Raw genomic sequence first — 18,906 nt, 5'->3', positions numbered from 1 at the left:
TTAATGAATATATTACTCTAGAAACAATATTTTTTATAAAAAAATCTTTGCATTAATGCTTAAAAAGCAGTATTGCAAAGATTTTTAATACATTTATTTATTATGATCTTCTGTATCATTCTTGCCTTTATCAAAAACTTTTGTAATTATGAGAATTACCACTCCTATAACAATACTACCAATCTCTACATATCTCTTATATTGCCCAAAAATGTCCATACCTTTTATCTGCAAATGTACTAATGATAATAAAATAGAAAGAATTCCTAATGTTAATAAAACTGAACCAACCGATTTTAGTTTCTCCATATCATTTTTCCCCCTGTAATTTTTATGTTATAACATTTTTTATACTTTTCTATTATTCAATATCTCTAGAGTTATCTTTCGTTCTTTGTATCACACCTTAAATTTGTCATTAGTAAAGTAAGTTATGTCATGTAAGTTCACCCTTTAGCGAGATTTCTTATGACTCGATTTATTTAGAGCAATGGCAGCGCTGATTAGTTTCTTTAACGCCTCCTCGTTCACCTCATCTCCTTCGTGAAAATCGATAGCTCTTCTTGTATTTCCATCCAAACTTGAGTTAAAAATATGCGTTGGATCATCAAGTGATGCTCCCTTAGCAAAAGTCATCTTCACAGCGTTCTTATAAGTCTCTCCTGTACAAATCATCCCATCATGAGACCACACAGGGGTTCCTCTCCATTTCCACTCTTCTACTACGTCTGGGTCAACCTGTTTTATCAAGTTACGTACCTTTGAAAGCATCTGCCCCCGCCAATCACCCAGTTCCTCAATTTTTTCGTCAATCTGTTGGGATGGTGATTTCGAGTCTTCTGTCGACTGCATTTCCATGGTAAATCCTCCTTCTAAAAATATTGTTAAGGTTTCGGATTAATATTAATATCTCATTGATATTACAATAATTCATGTCCACTAAAAAACAATAATTTCACTGTTAAATATTATTTTTCATAATTGTATATCTTTAGTAGATTTATTTCAACAACAAATATTAAAATCTTCCAAATTTTTGATTCCTAGTTTGTTACCACGGTGATAGTAATTACTTGGCTATCACAATCTTCTCATCGTTTGGTATAGAATTTTTAATATTTCTTCATAAATTTTATTAAGATAAAGGCACCAGGATACTTTCCTGATGCCTTCTTGAAATTACACAACTTTAATTAAGATTGAAATCACTAAAAGTTATTTCGATCGCAGAAATAGTTACTACCGCTCCTGCTGGTAATGTTCCTAAATTAAGGGCCCCTGGTCAAAGATTAAAATGGTACTCCTCTTACTATGGCTGCTACTGGTGTCTTTAGCGTAGACGTGTTATTCTCCAGATTAGGATCCGGTGTAGGTGAACTAACTACCGCTGTATTTGTAATATCTCCTGTTGCTGTCAGGCTTACGGTTCCTCCTATTATGATAACTCTTACCCCTTCTGCCTCTACAGTTCCTAAATTAAGACTACCTGTCCATGGCTGGAAAGTTACTCCATCGTCCAGCGAGTACTGTGGACTAAGAATAGAAGATGGTATAATATCCGTTAGAAGGACACTCTCTGCATCGGCTGGGCCGAGATTTGAAACTACAATCGTATAGCTGAACGTCTCTCCTGGTACTGCAGTTTGTTGAACACTTGATTTTACTACAGCAAGGTCTGCTTCTGTTGCGACTTCTTCAACTAGAAGTGGAACTTGATTAGAATCTTCTGAAAAGGTCATTGGTATACCACCCTCTACAGGTGTATAAGAGTAATCGATAGTTGCTACATTAATAGCAGGATTTGGATTAGGTATACCTTCAACTCTTACTTGAAAAGTTACTACAGTAGTTGTACCACCTACAATATCTGGTAATGTAAAACCTACATTAGGATCTACTCCTGGCTGAGATACTCCATTAACCGTTACACTTCCAGGTATAAATGTTAAACCAAGTGGAATTATATCTTCAAAAAATACATCTGTTAAAGAACTAGTACAAGTATTTGTTAATTGAACTGTATACGTTACGATATCTCCAACAAGTGCAGTTTGCGCATTACTTGATTTTACTGGAGTAAATATTGGAACTGTGATTGGATTTAAAGCAACGTCATCAATCGCATAATCATTCCCAATAACAGCTTCACCTTCACTGAAAAATTCTACTGTGAGTTGAGTATTATTTAGTGAATTAATGACAGTTCCTATTTGTTTCCACTCTGGTGCATTTGTATTTTCTGGGATTAGAACTCCTAATGTTTGTTGAAACAATGTGTTACCGTTTTGATCCAGTATTCTAACGCCTAACTGAGCTGGTGGAAATCCCGTTACCTTAAAGAGATTTAGAATCCATGTGCTAAATAAAAAGTTTGTATTCGGTGTAACCGATACTGTTGATCTAAAAAATACAGCACCTGGGTTAAAACCATTCACTACCATCATTCTTCCTGTTTCATTTCCTGTAGTATGGTCAGCAATGCGCCACCAAGCCCCTATCACATTACTCATAGCATCAGTCATAATATTTTGTACAGTATATTCTCCATCCGTTGGTGTAAACGTGGTTGGATCTGGTACTACATACGTAAAGTCTGGCGTAGCACCTGGATATGGTGCGGTAGCAGGTCCTGTATTCGCTGGTGTACCTGGTAGAAAGAATCCAAATGTTCCGTTATCTGCATCTGTAATAAGATTTGTAGTGGACAAAGTTGTACATGGATCCAGTATAGTTTGTATAGGTGTATAAATTACTGGACCATTTAAGATATTTTGATTTGTTATATCAGCTCCTGTTACCGTTATAAATATGGTATTAGGAGTTAAACAGTCCAGATTTGTTGACCCTGAAGGAGGATTCGTTACAAAACTGATAGGTGGTGTAACAGCTGTAGGAACTGATCCTACTACTGCATTCGTAAAATCGCCTGGCGATGCCACTCCTCCAGTAGTTCCAAAGGCCTCTACTATTCTATAGCTACCATTTGGAACATTAATAAATACATAATTTCCTGCGGCATCTGTAAGAACAACAAGACTTACATCTGTAGCTATATTCTGTAGTACAACTGGTACATTAGCTATACCTGAATCTCCAGCATCAATAGTAGCACTTCTATTTCTGTCAAAATCGAGTAGACCTGATACTGTTGCCATATTATCACCTTTATATAAATTTACTCATATTATGATATTCTTCAAAATCTCTTTATGTGTTACTTTTCTTTTTGTATAAGAATGTAAAACATAGATTTTTAACTGAAAATTATAGTTAGAATAAATATTACTCGTTTCACATCACAGACTATGATGAGCATATACTAGAAATACAAAGAACTTAAATTGGATATAAGGTCAAGCATTGCATTACCTTAGCATTCTTAATAATTCTCTCATAAGTTCTGAATTGTCTTAATATAATTAGTATAATATAAATTTTTAGATGGATGTGATGGCGTGTGCTTAGATAAAGGATATTCAGATTCTATACCGTGCAATGATATGACAGAATTAGGAGCTATCATAAAGACGGCAATGACAGAGCAGTCTTTGTCTTTACGGAAATTAAGCGAACTATCTGGAATTAGTTCTGCTAGTATATCCAGAATATTGTCTAACAAGCAACCTGCTAATATACACCACCTACAAGTATTTTCCAAACAATTAAATATACCGATTGAACAATTATTAAATTCAGTTGGCATCGGTGTCAGTGAAAAAATGAATACTGATTCTAATATCATAATGAATATGATTTGCGATGTACTGAAATCATTTGATCTAGAGTTGGATGAAATTATAAACGATATACAAAAAGAATTAAAAAAATACGAGTTGTACGCGAAAACATCGGCAGGAAAAGATCTTATTCTTAACAATTTTGTATCCAAGCTAAACGAGTTAAATGGAGCAGGAGCCATCATTAATCAATTGAATGCACTATTTGAATTGTTTCGTTCAAAAGATATCGAACCAGGTGCAAAAGCTGTAATCGGAAGCACTTTACTTTATTTTATTCATATGCCAGACGCCATTCCAGATTATGCTTTCCCTATAGGATATTTAGATGACGCTATCGCAGTCACTTTAACTGTAAACCGTCTTTCACAAGAATTTCATATTTCTTTATAACAAACATAACTATAGCTAATTAGTAGCGTTATCACATAAATTATGGCGTTTATTTTATGTAACATAATTAAAGGTACAATAACTTGTCTATAGTCTGAGAGCCGGTGTTCTATACCGACTCTTTTATTCATGTCTAGGAAAGTTCGCATTCCCTTTCATTCATATATAATGTTCCATTATTGTAACAGATGTTGCAATAAAAATAGATATCATTGTTCTACGTGTAACAAAATAAAAAAAAAACAATATATTGTAGTATAAATGTTAAGGAGTGTTGCATATGTCTCAATTTAAAAAATCTTTTGTTGAATCTGCTGTTAAAAATTACTCACCAAACGGTTTGACTTCTGATCAAGTTAAAACAAAACTGGAACTATTCGGAGAAAATTCCTTTGTTAAAGAAAAATTAACTAGTTGGAAGACTTTTTGTAAGCAATTTATTAATCCACTAAACTTTATTCTTATCTTTGCCGCTGTTCTATCTGCTTTTATGGAAGACTATTCCGGAACTATTATTATCATGACCATTGTTATTTTAAACTCTGTACTAAGTTTTGTGCAAGAATATCGTTCAGGTAAGGCAGTCGAAAAGCTCTCTGAATTAATTGAACGCAAAGTTTTAGTGATTAGAGATAGTGAACAGGTTTTAATTGATGTTCATCAGCTTGTACCAGGAGATACGATTATCTTACGAGCCGGAGATATCGTCCCTGCCGACCTAAAAATAATGGAATCTAGTAATCTTTCTGTGAATGAATCACAATTAACCGGTGAATCAGTCCCTGTAAGTAAAGGATGTGCTCACAAGGACTTGAATACCACTCTTCTTTTTTCAGGAAGCGTCATTGAAAGAGGTCAATGTCAATGTGTGGTATATGCAACCGGTAATCAAACAGAGCTTGGTAAAATTGCCTTACTGTCTAAAGATACAAAAAAAGTTACTCAATATCAAAAGTCTTTAACTGAATTTAGCTTTTCAATATTGCGCATGATTGGTGCCACAATCGTGCTCATGTTATCTGCTAAAATTATCAGTATACACAGCGCTAATGATTTGGCTGAGGTAATGTTGTTTACAATCGCTCTAGCAATGACAGTCGTTCCGGAAGCATTACCAATGATTACTACCATTAACCTTTCATACGGTGCACTGCAGTTAGCAAAACAGAAAGTTATCGTAAAAAGACTCTCTGCAATAGAAGACTTAGGAAGAGTCAATATTCTTTGTACCGACAAGACTGGTACTCTTACCCAGGATTGTTTAACCATTAAGGAGATTATATCTGAAGATAAAGAATTCTTCCAAAAATTAGCCTATGCTTCAATTGAAGATTTGAATGTAAAGAATAAAAAGTATGTTACTTCATTTGATCGCGCATTTTTGCAATATATACCGAAATCAATTAAAGCACAGGTTGAAGATTGGGTACAAGTGAATTCTCTGCCTTTTGATCCTGCAGCAAGAAGAAGAAGGGTAATTGTAAAAAATCCTTATGAAAACACATCATATCTAGTGGTTATTGGTTCACCTGAAACTTTGCTTTCGCTTTCTCAAACAAACGATAGTCAAAACTTCAATCAGTTAATTGTACAGTCCGGTAAACAAGGCATGCGTCAATTAGCAATTGCCTATAAACAAATTGACTACTGTTCTGAATTTGACATCTTATCTAATGAAAAAGATTTGATTTTCCTTGGTTTTGCTAAGTTACTTGACCCTCTTCGTAAGACAGCAAAAGCAACAATCAACCAAGCAAAAGAGTTAGGTATAACGGTCAAGATTTTAACAGGCGATAGTTTAGAAGTAGCAGCTTATATTGGAAAAGAAATTGGTTTAGTACAGGATGGTGAAAAAATTTATTCTGGTAACGAAGTTGAAAAGATGACTGATTTACAACTGGATAAAGCAATCAAGGAATGTTCTGTTTTCGCCAGAGTCACACCGGAACAAAAATACAACATAATAAAGCGACTTAAACTTAATAATGTTGTAGGGTATCAAGGTGACGGTATTAATGATGCTCCTTCGCTAAAGTTAGCGGATGTCGCTGTTGCAGTTCATAATGCGACTGATGTTGCAAAGGACAGTGCTGACATTGTTTTACTTGAAGATGAACTAAAAGTAATTGTGGATGGAATTCGTTATGGCAGAAGTATTTTTGTTAACATTAATAAATATATCAAGCATGCCATGATCGGAAATATAGGAAATTTCTTTTCATTAGCGTTTTTCTATGTAGCCTTCTCCGCAGACGTACCAATGTTACCAATTCAACTTTTGATTGGTAATTTAATTCAAGATATGCCACTTATGAGCGTATTTTCCGATAGCGTCGATGATGAGGAAGTTAGCAAACCTCAAGTTGTCAGTCAAGTTAAGTCCTTAATGAAAACTTCTTTGGGCTTAGGCATTTTTACCGCAGTCTACTATTTAGCTTACTTTATGCTTGTCGGTACAGAAGCAAATGCTTTAACTCAAACTAACCTATTTTTGTTTTATAATTTTACACAACTTTTGGTTATTATCTCTGTCCGGAGTAAAAACTTCTTTTGGAAAGGAACAAAACCTTCCCGCTTACTATTAGGCTCCGTTGTGTTTTTCATGGCTTTATCAGTGGCTTTAACTTATATTCCTTTTACCGCAGACTTTATGGGGTTTACTCCTCTGCCATTAACTGATTTTGCAACTTTATCAATAGTTACTGGAGTTTTCATTTTCCTTCTTGACCTAGCTAAAGTAGCACTTAACTCATTTCAAACAAATATTCTAGCTAGAAAAGCTAATAATTTAGTCAGAAGTACGAAAATATAAATTGAAAATTGGCTTTACTTTTAATAGCGCATTAATTGCTGCCTTGATATATAATATACCAAGGCAGCAATTAATATAACTTAAATTTAAAAATCCTTAATAATTTTCAGGCTTCTCGTTTTGTTACATATTAGATTCCGTATTATTAGTATTTTGCAGTAATAAATTAGCATTTTACTGTATTTGAATAAGCATTTTGCAGTAATCGAATAAGTATTTTGGGTTGAATGAAAAGTTAAATTCCAGTGTAAAGTTAAATTCCAGTATGCAGGCTAAATTCCATTTTATCTAGGTTTGAGCTATATTATAAATAAAAAAAATATAGTATAATAGGCTAACAGGAATGATCGGAATAAAAAAACTGCATGGCAAACAGACGACTGGAGAGTTTTGTGCAAGACTAAATTCCACCCGTCAGGGATAGGATATTGACGATTCTTCATCCGCAGATTGGCTAAAAGTTATGGGTTACTTTTTCAGCAGTTCGGGGGTCAGTATGATATCATTGGGTGGTATCTCCCTTAGTCCGAATGCATATACTGCATTATTATCAAGCAGCATTTGGGCCAGTTTAATGGGGGCTAGACCATTTAAGCTGGCTCTTGCTGTACTATTGATATGACTTGCAAGTTTTGTAACATCCCATTGGGTGAGGGTGTCAAATGTAGAACCTTTCGGAAGGACATAACGTATAAATTCATGGTTCTTTTCGATACCAGGTTTCTGCCATGATGCCATGGGGTCACAATAATAAATAGATGTTCGAATGACATTATCGATTCCAGTTTCAAGTTCATCAGGCTTTAAAAATTCGCCCCCCCTGTCAGTTAAGATAACAGGAAAGGTTTTGCAAAACCCAAGTGTTGAAATTTTTTCTTCAAGACGGTCAAATACTTTTTTAACAGATGTAGTTGTTTTATCCGGAAGAAGGTAGATCAACATCAGTTTACAGTTTCGGAAAAACAGGGTAAGAAATACCTTGTGACTACCTTCGCAACCAACTACGGTATCCATTTCCACAACATTTGAATCAGGATAGGCTTGTATATAGCTAAGAAAATCTTTGTAGGAGCGACCTTCAAAAATACCTTTATCATTGATTTCTGATGGATGAAGTTTACGGAGTTTGTACTTTACTTTCCGGGGGAGATCGAGATTTTTTACGGAAAGAGCACCAGAGGCTATGTAATTATAGATTGTTTTTTCAGTGCATTTAATTTCAGGATGGCTTTGAACAATCTGATAAGGGCTCTGTCCCTGTAGGATTAAAGGTGAAACTATACTATCCATAAGCTTAAGGTCTACCTCCGATATATTGATTCCGTTTCTGGATTCAACCAAAATAGTCTTATATTCCTTATTTGAGGTAACAGCTTTGTAGAAGTATTTATCAAGCCTACATTGAACCTTTTTCGGGCAACCATTACAGACATAGGGGTATTTCAAAATCGTCGAACATACCTCTACGACAAATTTAATGCAATGAGCATTACATTCGATACAGGAACTACACTGCTTCTTGCATGGGATTGAGCGATTGCAGACATTTCTGAGCTTGCAATCACGACGATCAGTACAGTGGTTGAAGTTAATGAAATCATTTCTGGGATTTAATATGCGGTGCTTCCTAACCTCTTTGGAAATGGTAGATGGATCCTTGCAAATATACTTAGCGATTTCACTAAAGGGCATGTTGTTATCCAAGGATTTTTCAATGTAAACTCTGTTATCTAATGTAAGATGTTTTTGATTCCCGGGTATTAATTTACACATAAATAAACTCCTTTCACTGCGGATTGGGAATACAATCTTATAGTAAAGGAGTACTGGAGTTTAAGAAAGAGTAAATTCCATATTTAATATTTAAAAATGGAATCTAGTTTTTCAATCAACAAATAAGTATTTTGTAGTAATCGAATCCTTGACTACGTCCTTTCTGCATGGTATAATACTCCAACAACTTAAAATACTCGTGAGGGAGTAGTTTGCGTAGATTTCTACGTGCCAAGTCAACATACTGACTGTAAAAAGTCTGGCTTGTCTTAATAAACGAGACTCATGTATAGCTTCTATTTGCCATACATGATTTTTTAGACTCGTGTATAGCTCTAGTGCTATACACGAGTCTTTTATTTTGTAAAAAAATTATCAGATACCAAATATTTATATGTGGAGGAATTGTAGTGAAGGAATTTATGGAAAGTAAAAACGATTGCCTCCGAAACCGTTGGTTGCATTAATGTAATATGCTCGGATAAAACCGGCACACTGACTGAGAATAAAATGACGGTCTCAGCGTTCTATGACAACAAGTGGCACGAAAAACCATCGGAGCTGTCATCAAATTGGATTGTTCATAATATCTGTCTTAACACAACCGCAGACATTTCTAAGGATGGTACTTTTATCGGGAATCCTACAGAATGTGCGATGTTAAACTTTTATGAGCGTTCTGATATCAGAAAAAATAGCGAGAAATCCTATAAAGACGAACGTTCAGATCATGAAGTGCTACATGCTTTTCCATTTTCCTCCGAGCTAAAGCACATGACAACCATCAGCAAGGTGGATGGTAAAATCATTTCATATGTAAAGGGCAGCCCAGAATGTGTATTTACGATGTGTGACATTTCTGATACCAGAAAAACTGAGATTGAACAATACATTACAAAGGCCCAGAAAAAAGCCATGCGTGTAATAGCCTTTGCACACAAAGAACTTGATGATATGAGGGACTATAATGATGAGCGTCACCATACTGCAATGGAGACTGATATGGTTTTTGATGGCTTTATCACAATATCCGATCCACTGCGTGCTGATGTATACGAAGCAGTTAAAAATTGCCGTCTTGCTGGTATTGATTTAAAAATACTGACAGGAGATAATATCGTCACTGCTACTGCTATTGCCAATGAACTTCATATTTTAAGTGGAGAACACATTGCTGTTGAAGCAAAAGACATTATTGATTTAAACGATGATGAGTTATTAAATATGATTCCTAAAATTAGTGTTATCGCTCGAAGTACTCCAACCATAAAAATGCGTGTTGTCAAACTGCTTAAGGCACAGGGAAATGTAGTTGCTGTCACAGGGGACGGTATCAATGACGCGCCTGCACTTAAAAATGCCGATGTGGGTATAGCCATGGGCATCTCTGGTACAGAAGTGTCCAAAGAAGCTAGTGACATCGTTCTTCTTGATGACTCCTTTTCAACTATTGTTAAGGCAATTGCCTGGGGACGTGGGATTTACGAAAACTTTAAGCGGTTTATTCAGTTCCCGCTGACAGTAAATGTATCCTCTGTTATCGTTGTCTTTATATCGATCATTTTGGGACTCAAAGAACCCTTTACAGCCTTACAACTCTTATGGATCAACATTATTATGGATGGCCCACCTGCGCTTACTTTAGGTCTGGAGCCTATTTATGACGATCTGATGAGCCGCCCTCCAACAAAGCGGAGTGACAATATTATATCGAAAGCTATGCTAACAAGAATTGGGCTAATGGGAACATATATTTCTATTATCTTTTTATGCCAGTATAACTTCAACTTTTTAGGAGCGACTACAGCGCAAATGTCCACCGTACTTTTTACATTGTTTGCATTGTTCCAACTATTTAACGCCTTTAATTGCCGTGAACTTCACTCAGTCAGTATCTTTAAGCATTTATTGAAAAATAAGATTATGTTGTTGGTTATTTCTATTACCTTTGTGCTGCAAGTCTTAATTATACAGTTTGCTGGTGCATTTTTCGGTACCATCCCGCTTGACTTAATGATGTGGATGAAATTGTTTGGAGTTTCATTTAGCGTTATTTTGATATCTGAACTTGGGAAGCTAATATGGAGACTGCTTCATAAATATAAACTATCGTAGATTATTAAGTGCTTATATTAAATGGAGTGGAGCAATGAATATACGTTCATTGCTCCACTCCATTTAATGTTTGGTTTCGTTTTTCTACCACAGAGTATATTCCTCGTATAATAAGTTTTTAGCTACTAGTTAGACGATGGAACTTATTTTATTGAATTTTCTACACTCATTTACAAGTATTTTGCAGTGATAGAGTCCTTGCAGTTTATAAGGTTACCAGGTATTCCTTCATAAAGGATTTGCCCACCTTTACTGCCACCTTCAACGCCTACATCTATAATCCAGTCAGCATTACGAATTACATCGAGGTTGTGTTCTATAACAATAACGGTATTACCTTTGTCAACAAGATGATCAATTAGGTTCAAAATGCTGGTAATATCGGACATATGCAAACCAGTTGTAGGTTCATCCATGATATAAATATTACCCTTTTTACTTAATTCCTTGGCAAGCTTTAAACGTTGGCACTCACCACCGGAAAGGGTGTCTAACGGCTGCCCCAGCGTCATATAATGCAAGCCAACATCGACTATATACTTTAACTTATTTATTATTTCCTTTTGTGTAAAAAAGTCAACCGCTTCTGCTACTGTCATATCAAGAACTTCAACAATAGACTTGGCATTATACTTGTACTCCAAAACATCTTGCTTAAATCGTTTGCCACCGCACTCTTCACAGATAGTTTCCACGGAATCCATAAAAGAAAGATCTGTTTCTATAAAACCTCGGCCTTTACAAGCCTCACATGCGCCCTCCGAATTATAACTGAATAATCCAGCGCTTACCTTATTTTCATCGGCAAATAATTTACGTATATGATCCATTACTCCGGTAAAGGTTGCTGGATTGGAACGTAAATTTGCGCTAACTGCGGACTGGTCGATAATAATGGCATCTTTATATTCCTTCGCAAATACACCATTAACAAGCGTAGACTTACCAGAACCAGCAACCCCTGTAACCACAGTGAAGATACCTTTCGGTATTCTTAAACTAACATTTTTTAAATTGTGTAAACTACTCTTTTTCGTTTCGAAGAATTCCTTGCTTGTCCTTGGCTTACTCTTAATCGGTAGACTCCTTCCGATATATTCTGCTGTAAGTGTTTTAGCATTCAAAAGGTCACTATAGCTACCCTCAAACATGATTCTACCGCCGTTTACACCAGCTTTCGGACCAACATCAACGATATAATCGGCGACTTTTATCACATCAGGGTCATGTTCAACCACAATCACTGTATTGCCTTTATCCCTAAGTTTTACCAGCAGTTCATTAAGCCTGTGAACATCTCTTGGGTGTAATCCAATGCTTGGTTCATCAAAAATATAAATTGCATCCGTCAAGCTACTTGTAAGGTGCTTGACCATTTTTACACGTTGTGATTCGCCTCCGGATAAGGTAGAGGTTTCTCTATCGAGGCTTACATAATCTAGCCCTATTTGAATTAAATCATTCAATCGCTCCGTCAAATTCCTAATAATAGGTATTATTTTATTGTCATCAATTTTTTGAATTACTTCCAGAAGTTCATCCACCTGCATAGCTGTAAAATCTGAAATGGTATATCCCATAATTTTCGAAGATAAAGTACGTTCATTGTATCGTTTACCACCGCAATCATGGCACTGCTCTTCCATTGTATATGGAGCAATTTTCTTCTGTGATGCCTCCGATTTTTCAAACTCTGTTTTGATGTTCTGCATTATAAATTTCTCTACAAGTCCTGCATAGGTGGTATTTATTCCTTCCATGATGGACGAATTGATTTTTACAGGTTTACAATAAACAAGTTTCTCATATTCCTCTTCTGAATAATCCTTTATTTTTTTATCACAATCAAAAAATCCAGTTGAAGCATACATCTTCCACTGCCATGATCCAGGTTTATAACCCGGTAACAAAATCGCTCCTTCATTTAACGATTTTTCTTTATCTAGCGCTTTATCAAGATCTAGCGTAACAATCTTTCCAATACCTTCACAAGTCTTACACATTCCATTTGGATCATTAAAAGAAAAATAAGAGGATGGGCCTATATGCGGCTGTCCAATTCTTGAAAACAGTAACCTAAGTAATGGATTAATATCCGTAATTGTACCGAGTGTGGAACGTGAGTTTCCACCTATCCTCTTTTGATCAACAATAATCGCTAACGATAGATTTTCAATTGCATCAACATCCGGATGACCATACTTAGGTAAAAAACCTTGAACGAATTTGCTAAAGGTTTCATTCAATTGCCGACCAGCTTCCTGAGCTATTGTTTCAAATACTATCGATGATTTTCCTGAACCTGAGACTCCAGTAAAAATTGTGATCTTCTTTTTTGGAATTTTTAAACTAACATTCTTTAAGTTATTTGCTCGTGCACCTACTATCTCAATATATTCATGTTCCATATTGGGTCTCCTTATACTTTTCTAAAATTTAATAATTGAATTAAAATACTTCAAAATGAATAACCAAATTTAATATATTTCAAAATCTTATAACCGAATTAGTAATAACATTCTTTCTCCATAATAATCTCCCATATAATTAAAATTAAACTCTTATCTTCCCTTATATATCAATGTTTCATATACGTTATACCTATGTAGGTGTTTTATATGCATTGACAATATATTAACTCAATATGTAAATTAACTGTAAATCTAAAATATACAACTATGCTTCATAAGTCAATACAATTCGTGGATATAGCTTCAGAAAAATCTTCAATATATATTTTTAATGAAGTTTCTTATATTTTCATTTTTCGACTATTATTATCATCTAAATACCGAGATAAATTAGTTCCTATTGATTTATTACTTATATCTCATTTGCTCTTGTGGATTTTTCAAAATTAGTACGAATTAATCACCTAAAATTCACATCTGTAAATTTTTACCAAGTATTGTCCATAAATAACAATTTTAAACAATTACTTTTTAATAGATGCGTACTATAATATACTCAAATCAAAAATATTTTTGTAGATGTGATACTTCTATGATCGGCAGCGACTTTTATATTTCTTAGCCTTGTAAAAGACAAATCCTAAAGAGAGAATATGTGTATCGAAAGACTCTAATGAAAAGGATAGATGGTTAATTATTATAGATTACTTAGCTGCAGGTTTTCTTAATTACTGCTCGTAAATACTCTATTTGCATTCAATTTAAATTCAAGACAAAATAACTATATAATTTCATAATGAATATTATTTTCCCAAAAGACTCTTATTGAAAAAAGTGCGTTATTAGGATATTAATATGCTGATTTCTGACTAGATTTTTCTGCTTGAACCGTTGTTATAATGAGACGGCTTTCATTTTATTCTGAGAAATGACAATTAAGGCGGACAGCATTTATATCGGCTTACCTGGCAGTTTATAGCGTCCAATATTCGATTAGGAAAGGAGGGGTGGATGGACCTGAGTTTTTTTATCAGGAATTATCGGGAAGCTTAACTGCCATGATGAGTATAAATAAGAAGAAAGGGGAATTATTATGAAACGTTTTAAAAAGATTATAGGGGTAATATTGTCATTAGCATTGCTAATAACAATGATACCTGCCGGTACAGGTATTGTAAAGGCTGCTACAGGAAAGAACATCGTTGCTTACTTCCCGAACTGGGGAATCTATAATAGTGCCCATCGCACTATGACCGTTGGTATGATTCCATGGGACAAGGTTACAGTAATAAACCATGCCTTTTTTGAGGTAGATTCTTCCTTTAAACTGGCATCAACAGATTCCTTCGCTGACTTTGATAAGATGATGGATCATTCCGAAGGGTGGGATACTAATCAATTAAGAGGACATTTCGGAGAGTATAAATATTATAAGAATCTCTATCCGAATGTAAAAGTAATCGTATCCGTTGGTGGTTGGACAAGAGGTCAAAATTTCCATGCAATGGCTGCTACTACTTCCACCAGAGCGGTTTTTATCCAGAGTGTTATTGATCTTCTGAGAAAATATCCGTTTATCGATGGCGTTGATCTTGATTGGGAATATCCTGGCATTAATAGGGCACCAGATCCTAACGATTCCTATGACAGAGGCTGCCCAGGAGGACCGGAGGATAAGCAGAATTTCACCTCTTTACTACGTGAAATACGTCAGGCATATAATAACAATGGCTTAAACGGTAAGTTGTTAACGATAGCTGCTCCTTCCGGTTATGACAAGCTTGCCCTGCAGGAACCAGATATCTATGCCCAGTATCTGGACTTCATAAATGTTATGACCTACGATATGCACGGGGCATGGGAAAATACAACAAATCATCAGTCTCCACTCTATGCAAATCCTAATGACCCTTGTCCTACTTCACCTGTTGACATTAAGAACAGGTATAATACGGACTCCGCTATGAAGACCTTACAGCAGGTATATAAGATTCCTGCCGAGAAACTGTTGGTAGGTTCCCCTTATTATTCCAGAGGATGGAAAGGTGTTACTGGTGGAGTCAACGGGATGTATGCAAATGCAACTGGAGCAGCAACCGGTACCTGGGATAATCCACAATCACCAGGTGGGCAATATCCTTATTTCACCTTAAAGACCATGGAGAACCAAAATGGATTTGTGAAATATCGCGACGACACCTATGCAAAGACGCCTTGGTTATATAACGCATCTCAGGGAATTGTACTTAGCTATGAAGATACCACTTCCTTAAGTGCAAGATGTGATTATATTAACAGTAACGGATATGGCGGTTTAATTGTATGGGAAATCTCAGGGGATACCAGTAATTTTGAATTAACAACACTTGCTTTCCAGAAATTAATTGGTAGTACAACACAGACAGTAGCAACACCAGTATTTAGTCCGGCAGGTGGTACTTACACTAATGCTCAGACAGTGACTATTACCTGTGCAACTTCCGGAGCTGAAATTCGTTATACTAAAGACGGTACCGAACCTACGGCTTCTTCTGCTCTTTACTCTTCTGCTCTTACAGTAAATACTACAACAACCTTAAAAGCAAAAGCATTTAAGAGTGGTATGAACAGCTCGTTAACAACAACGGTTGTTTATACAATAGGTAATACCCAGACAGTAGCAACACCGGTATTTAGCCCAGCGGGAGGAACTTATTCAAGTGCTCAGACGGTAACCATTACCTGTGCAACCCAAGGAGCGGAAATTCGTTATACTACAGATGGTACGGAACCTACAGCTACCTCTGCTTTATACTCTTCTCCTATTACGGTAAGTTCCACTACAACCATAAAGGCTAAGGCATTTATGACCGGTATGACTAGCTCCTCTACGGTCACACAAACCTATACAATCAGCTCTACACAAATAACTGCTTGGACAATTGGAACAGCTTATAAAGCAGGTGATCTGGTAACCTATAGCGGAAAGACCTATAAATGTATCCAGCCACATACAGCTTTGGCTGGCTGGACCCCTGATGTGGTACCAGCATTGTGGGGTTTAGTACAATAGCGAGTTGCGAGAAACAAATCCTGTTGACATATTGAATTACCTTCCAATTCAATGTGCACATATGATACTTGCACCCAAAGTTGTAAGATATGAAAAGGCATTGTTATTAAAGTAAGTATAATCAAGGCGGAGCTGCCTAATTAAGGCAGCTTCCTTAGAAAGAGATAGTAGTGTAACATGAATTTGTGCTATCGCCCAAATTCGCAGTATTGCAACAGAATGGAGGATTTATATGAATAGAATAAAATCATTAAAAGCAATCGCCATCATATTAGTGTTTGTTATGGTATTTACCCTATCATCCAATGCAGTCGTTAAGGCAGCTTATCCAACCTGGCAAGCAGGTACTGCATATAAAGCTGGTGATATTGTATCCTATGGAAACAACAACTACCAATGTATCCAATCACACACAGCACTTACAGGTTGGGAACCTCCAGTAGTTCCTGCACTATGGTCATTATATAGCGGTGGGACTACGCAAACCGTAGCTACACCTGCATTTAACCCGGCGGGTGGAACCTATACTGCCTCGCAAAGCGTAACAATTACCTGTTCGACTTCCGGTAGTACTATCCGCTATACCTTGAATGGCAGTGAGCCTACCTCTTCTTCTACTGTCTATAGCGGAGCTATCTTGGTTGCATCCACAACCACAGTAAAAGCAAAGGCTTTCCTCTCTGGCATGAATGATTCTCAAACAGCTACTTCCACTTATACCATAAATAAAAACGATACTGTAGCAACTCCTGTATTTTCTGTAGCGGAAGGAACCTATTATGGAAACATTGATGTTGTCCTTACCTGTGCAACAAGTAATGCAACAATTCGATATACTACAGATGGCACCACTCCTGTATCAACTTCAAAGGTATATACCGGTGCGATAGCAGTTACAGCAACTACTACAATTAAAACCTATGCAACAGCTTCCAATCTGAAAGATTCCGCTGTCGCAAGTGCAACATATACAATATCAAAGAACCAAACAGGTCTTCCTACTCACATCCTGACTGGTTACTGGCAGAATTTTGATAACGGCGCTAAGTGTTTAAAAATCAGTGATGTTCCACAAAGCTACAATATAATTGCAATAGCTTTTGCTGAAGCAACAACCACTGCCGGTGAAGTTACTTTTAAACTGGATTCTAATCTTGCTTCTAAGTTAGGCGGCTATACCGAACAGCAATTTATCAATGACATAGCAGCAGCTAAGGCAAAGGGCCAGAAGGTAATCATTTCTGTAGGTGGTGAAACCGGTACTGTAAGTGTAAATAATACGACCTCAGCTACTAATTTTGCTAACAGTGTATATGCACTCATGGTAAAATACGGATTTGACGGTGTAGATATTGACTTAGAAAACGGAATCAATGCAACCTACATGACTTCTGCATTACGCCAACTATCCACAAAAGCTGGTTCTGGACTAATTATTACAATGGCCCCTCAGACTCTTGACATGCAGTCTGTAAACTCAGGTTATTTCCAGGTAGCATTGAATATCAAGGATATTTTAACTGTTGTGAATACTCAGTACTATAACTCCGGTAGTATGTTAGGTCAGGATGGCAAGGTATACTCCCAAGGCTCTGTGGATTTCATAACTGCTTTGGCAGCTATTCAACTAGAAAATGGACTACGTCCCGATCAGGTTGGTCTTGGATTGCCTGCTTCCACAAAGGGAGCTGGTAGCGGCTATGTTGCACCAAGTGTTGTAAATGCAGCTCTTGATTGCCTTACAAAAGGTACCAACGGTGGTTCTTATAAACCACCTAAGACATACCCTACACTACGTGGTGCAATGACCTGGTCCATCAATTGGGATGCCAGCAATAATTATGATTTTTCCAATACAGTTGGTGCAAAATTAAAGACTCTTCCGTAATCAGTAAGCTATGCACCATACATGGCGCCATAAAATTAGCACCATCCGTCTAACGGATGGTGCTAATTTTCCTAAAACAGATAAGAAGTATGTATTGTATTACTTCTCGATATCCTGTAATAACATAAACTATTTAACATTAGAATTAATCATTTTTCATAGCTAGTCCTTTATCTATAGCATCCTGTATAATCTGATGGCAACACTTTCCCAATGGATTGTTTTTCTGACATTGTGAATTTTTCATTGCTCCGGTGATTTTTAAGACATCTTCCATATTTTCGGCGCCGTCTTTTAAAACAGCATCTATTACTTGTTCCTCTGTTACTTTACTGCAGTAACAAACATACTTAGGATTAGCGTCTGCTTTAAACCATATTGGTACTTTTACTTGTTGTTTATTAAAATTGATATTAGCTTGTGTATCATAATAAGTAATACTACATTCTTCGTCCATGCATAAAAAATAATCATTATCACCGACTTGCTCCATTAACTCGTCAAGTACCATATGCTTTACTGTAAAATTTTTTACAAGTGTGCCCTGCTTTCCACATACAGAACACAAATTATTATTTTGTGTCTGGCAAGAAGATTGCATTGAACTTCCACAACAACATTTATTAGCAGTTTCTTTTTCCACTATTTTGTCCTCTTTTCATTTATTTTCTCATCTCTATAGCTTAACAAGTGAAAATATTACTTCCATTCTTTTTTATTAGTTA

Annotated in this window: 11 protein-coding genes; 5 read left to right on the top strand and 6 right to left on the bottom strand. The window is 36.1% G+C overall.

Annotated features, from left to right (window positions below; translation table 11 throughout):
* Positions 1–93: 93 nt before the first annotated feature.
* The 3 genes from CPHY_RS09365 to CPHY_RS09355 all read right to left on the bottom strand — a co-directional run bounded on the left by CPHY_RS09365 (position 94) and on the right by CPHY_RS09355 (position 3,155).
* A complete protein-coding gene (locus CPHY_RS09365; RefSeq protein WP_041703435.1) occupies positions 94–309 on the bottom strand; it encodes a hypothetical protein in 216 nt (71 codons plus the stop codon).
* A 144-nt stretch (positions 310–453) separates the two neighbouring features.
* Positions 454–858, bottom strand: a complete 405-nt coding sequence (locus CPHY_RS09360; protein ID WP_012199830.1) for a DUF1801 domain-containing protein — start codon at positions 856–858, stop codon at positions 454–456.
* Between the two features lie 431 nt (positions 859–1,289).
* Entirely contained in the window at positions 1,290–3,155 is a 1,866-nt protein-coding gene (locus CPHY_RS09355; RefSeq protein WP_012199829.1) for a DUF11 domain-containing protein, read from the bottom strand.
* 300 nt (positions 3,156–3,455) lie between these two features.
* Between CPHY_RS09355 and CPHY_RS09350 the strand changes: the two genes are divergently transcribed.
* Both CPHY_RS09350 and CPHY_RS09345 read left to right on the top strand, forming a co-directional pair.
* Complete coding sequence (locus CPHY_RS09350) at positions 3,456–4,130, top strand: DUF1232 domain-containing protein (protein WP_012199828.1); 675 nt, start codon at positions 3,456–3,458, stop codon at positions 4,128–4,130.
* Positions 4,131–4,410: 280 nt separating this feature from the next.
* Positions 4,411–6,942 carry a cation-translocating P-type ATPase gene (locus CPHY_RS09345; protein ID WP_012199827.1) on the top strand — a complete coding sequence of 844 codons (2,532 nt, stop codon included), beginning with the start codon at positions 4,411–4,413 and terminating at the stop codon, positions 6,940–6,942.
* Between the two features lie 468 nt (positions 6,943–7,410).
* On the opposite strand, the gene CPHY_RS09340 is transcribed toward CPHY_RS09345, so the two are convergent.
* On the bottom strand, positions 7,411–8,715 hold the full coding sequence (locus tag CPHY_RS09340) for an IS30 family transposase (protein WP_012199826.1): 1,305 nt from the start codon (positions 8,713–8,715) through the stop codon (positions 7,411–7,413).
* 438 nt (positions 8,716–9,153) lie between these two features.
* Between CPHY_RS09340 and CPHY_RS09335 the strand changes: the two genes are divergently transcribed.
* Positions 9,154–10,830 carry a cation-translocating P-type ATPase gene (locus CPHY_RS09335; protein ID WP_330370913.1) on the top strand — a complete coding sequence of 559 codons (1,677 nt, stop codon included), beginning with the start codon at positions 9,154–9,156 and terminating at the stop codon, positions 10,828–10,830.
* A gap of 170 nt (positions 10,831–11,000) precedes the next feature.
* Here CPHY_RS09335 and CPHY_RS09330 read toward each other — a convergent pair whose 3' ends face one another.
* A complete protein-coding gene (locus tag CPHY_RS09330) occupies positions 11,001–13,238 on the bottom strand; it encodes an ATP-binding cassette domain-containing protein (protein WP_012199824.1) in 2,238 nt (745 codons plus the stop codon).
* Between the two features lie 1,096 nt (positions 13,239–14,334).
* Between CPHY_RS09330 and CPHY_RS20775 the strand changes: the two genes are divergently transcribed.
* A complete protein-coding gene (locus CPHY_RS20775; RefSeq protein WP_012199823.1) occupies positions 14,335–16,293 on the top strand; it encodes a glycosyl hydrolase family 18 protein in 1,959 nt (652 codons plus the stop codon).
* A 232-nt stretch (positions 16,294–16,525) separates the two neighbouring features.
* Positions 16,526–18,181, top strand: coding sequence for a chitobiase/beta-hexosaminidase C-terminal domain-containing protein (locus tag CPHY_RS21230; RefSeq protein ID WP_012199822.1), 1,656 nt, complete (start codon positions 16,526–16,528; stop codon positions 18,179–18,181).
* Between the two features lie 145 nt (positions 18,182–18,326).
* Here CPHY_RS21230 and CPHY_RS09315 read toward each other — a convergent pair whose 3' ends face one another.
* Positions 18,327–18,824, bottom strand: coding sequence for a Csac_0668 family 2Fe-2S cluster-binding (seleno)protein (locus tag CPHY_RS09315; RefSeq protein WP_012199821.1), 498 nt, complete (start codon positions 18,822–18,824; stop codon positions 18,327–18,329).
* Positions 18,825–18,906 lie beyond the last annotated feature (82 nt).

This window comes from Lachnoclostridium phytofermentans ISDg (assembly GCF_000018685.1).
GTDB classification, from domain to species: Bacteria; Bacillota; Clostridia; order Lachnospirales; family Lachnospiraceae; genus Lachnoclostridium; species Lachnoclostridium phytofermentans.
This window is presented reverse-complemented; position numbering and strand designations above follow the sequence as displayed.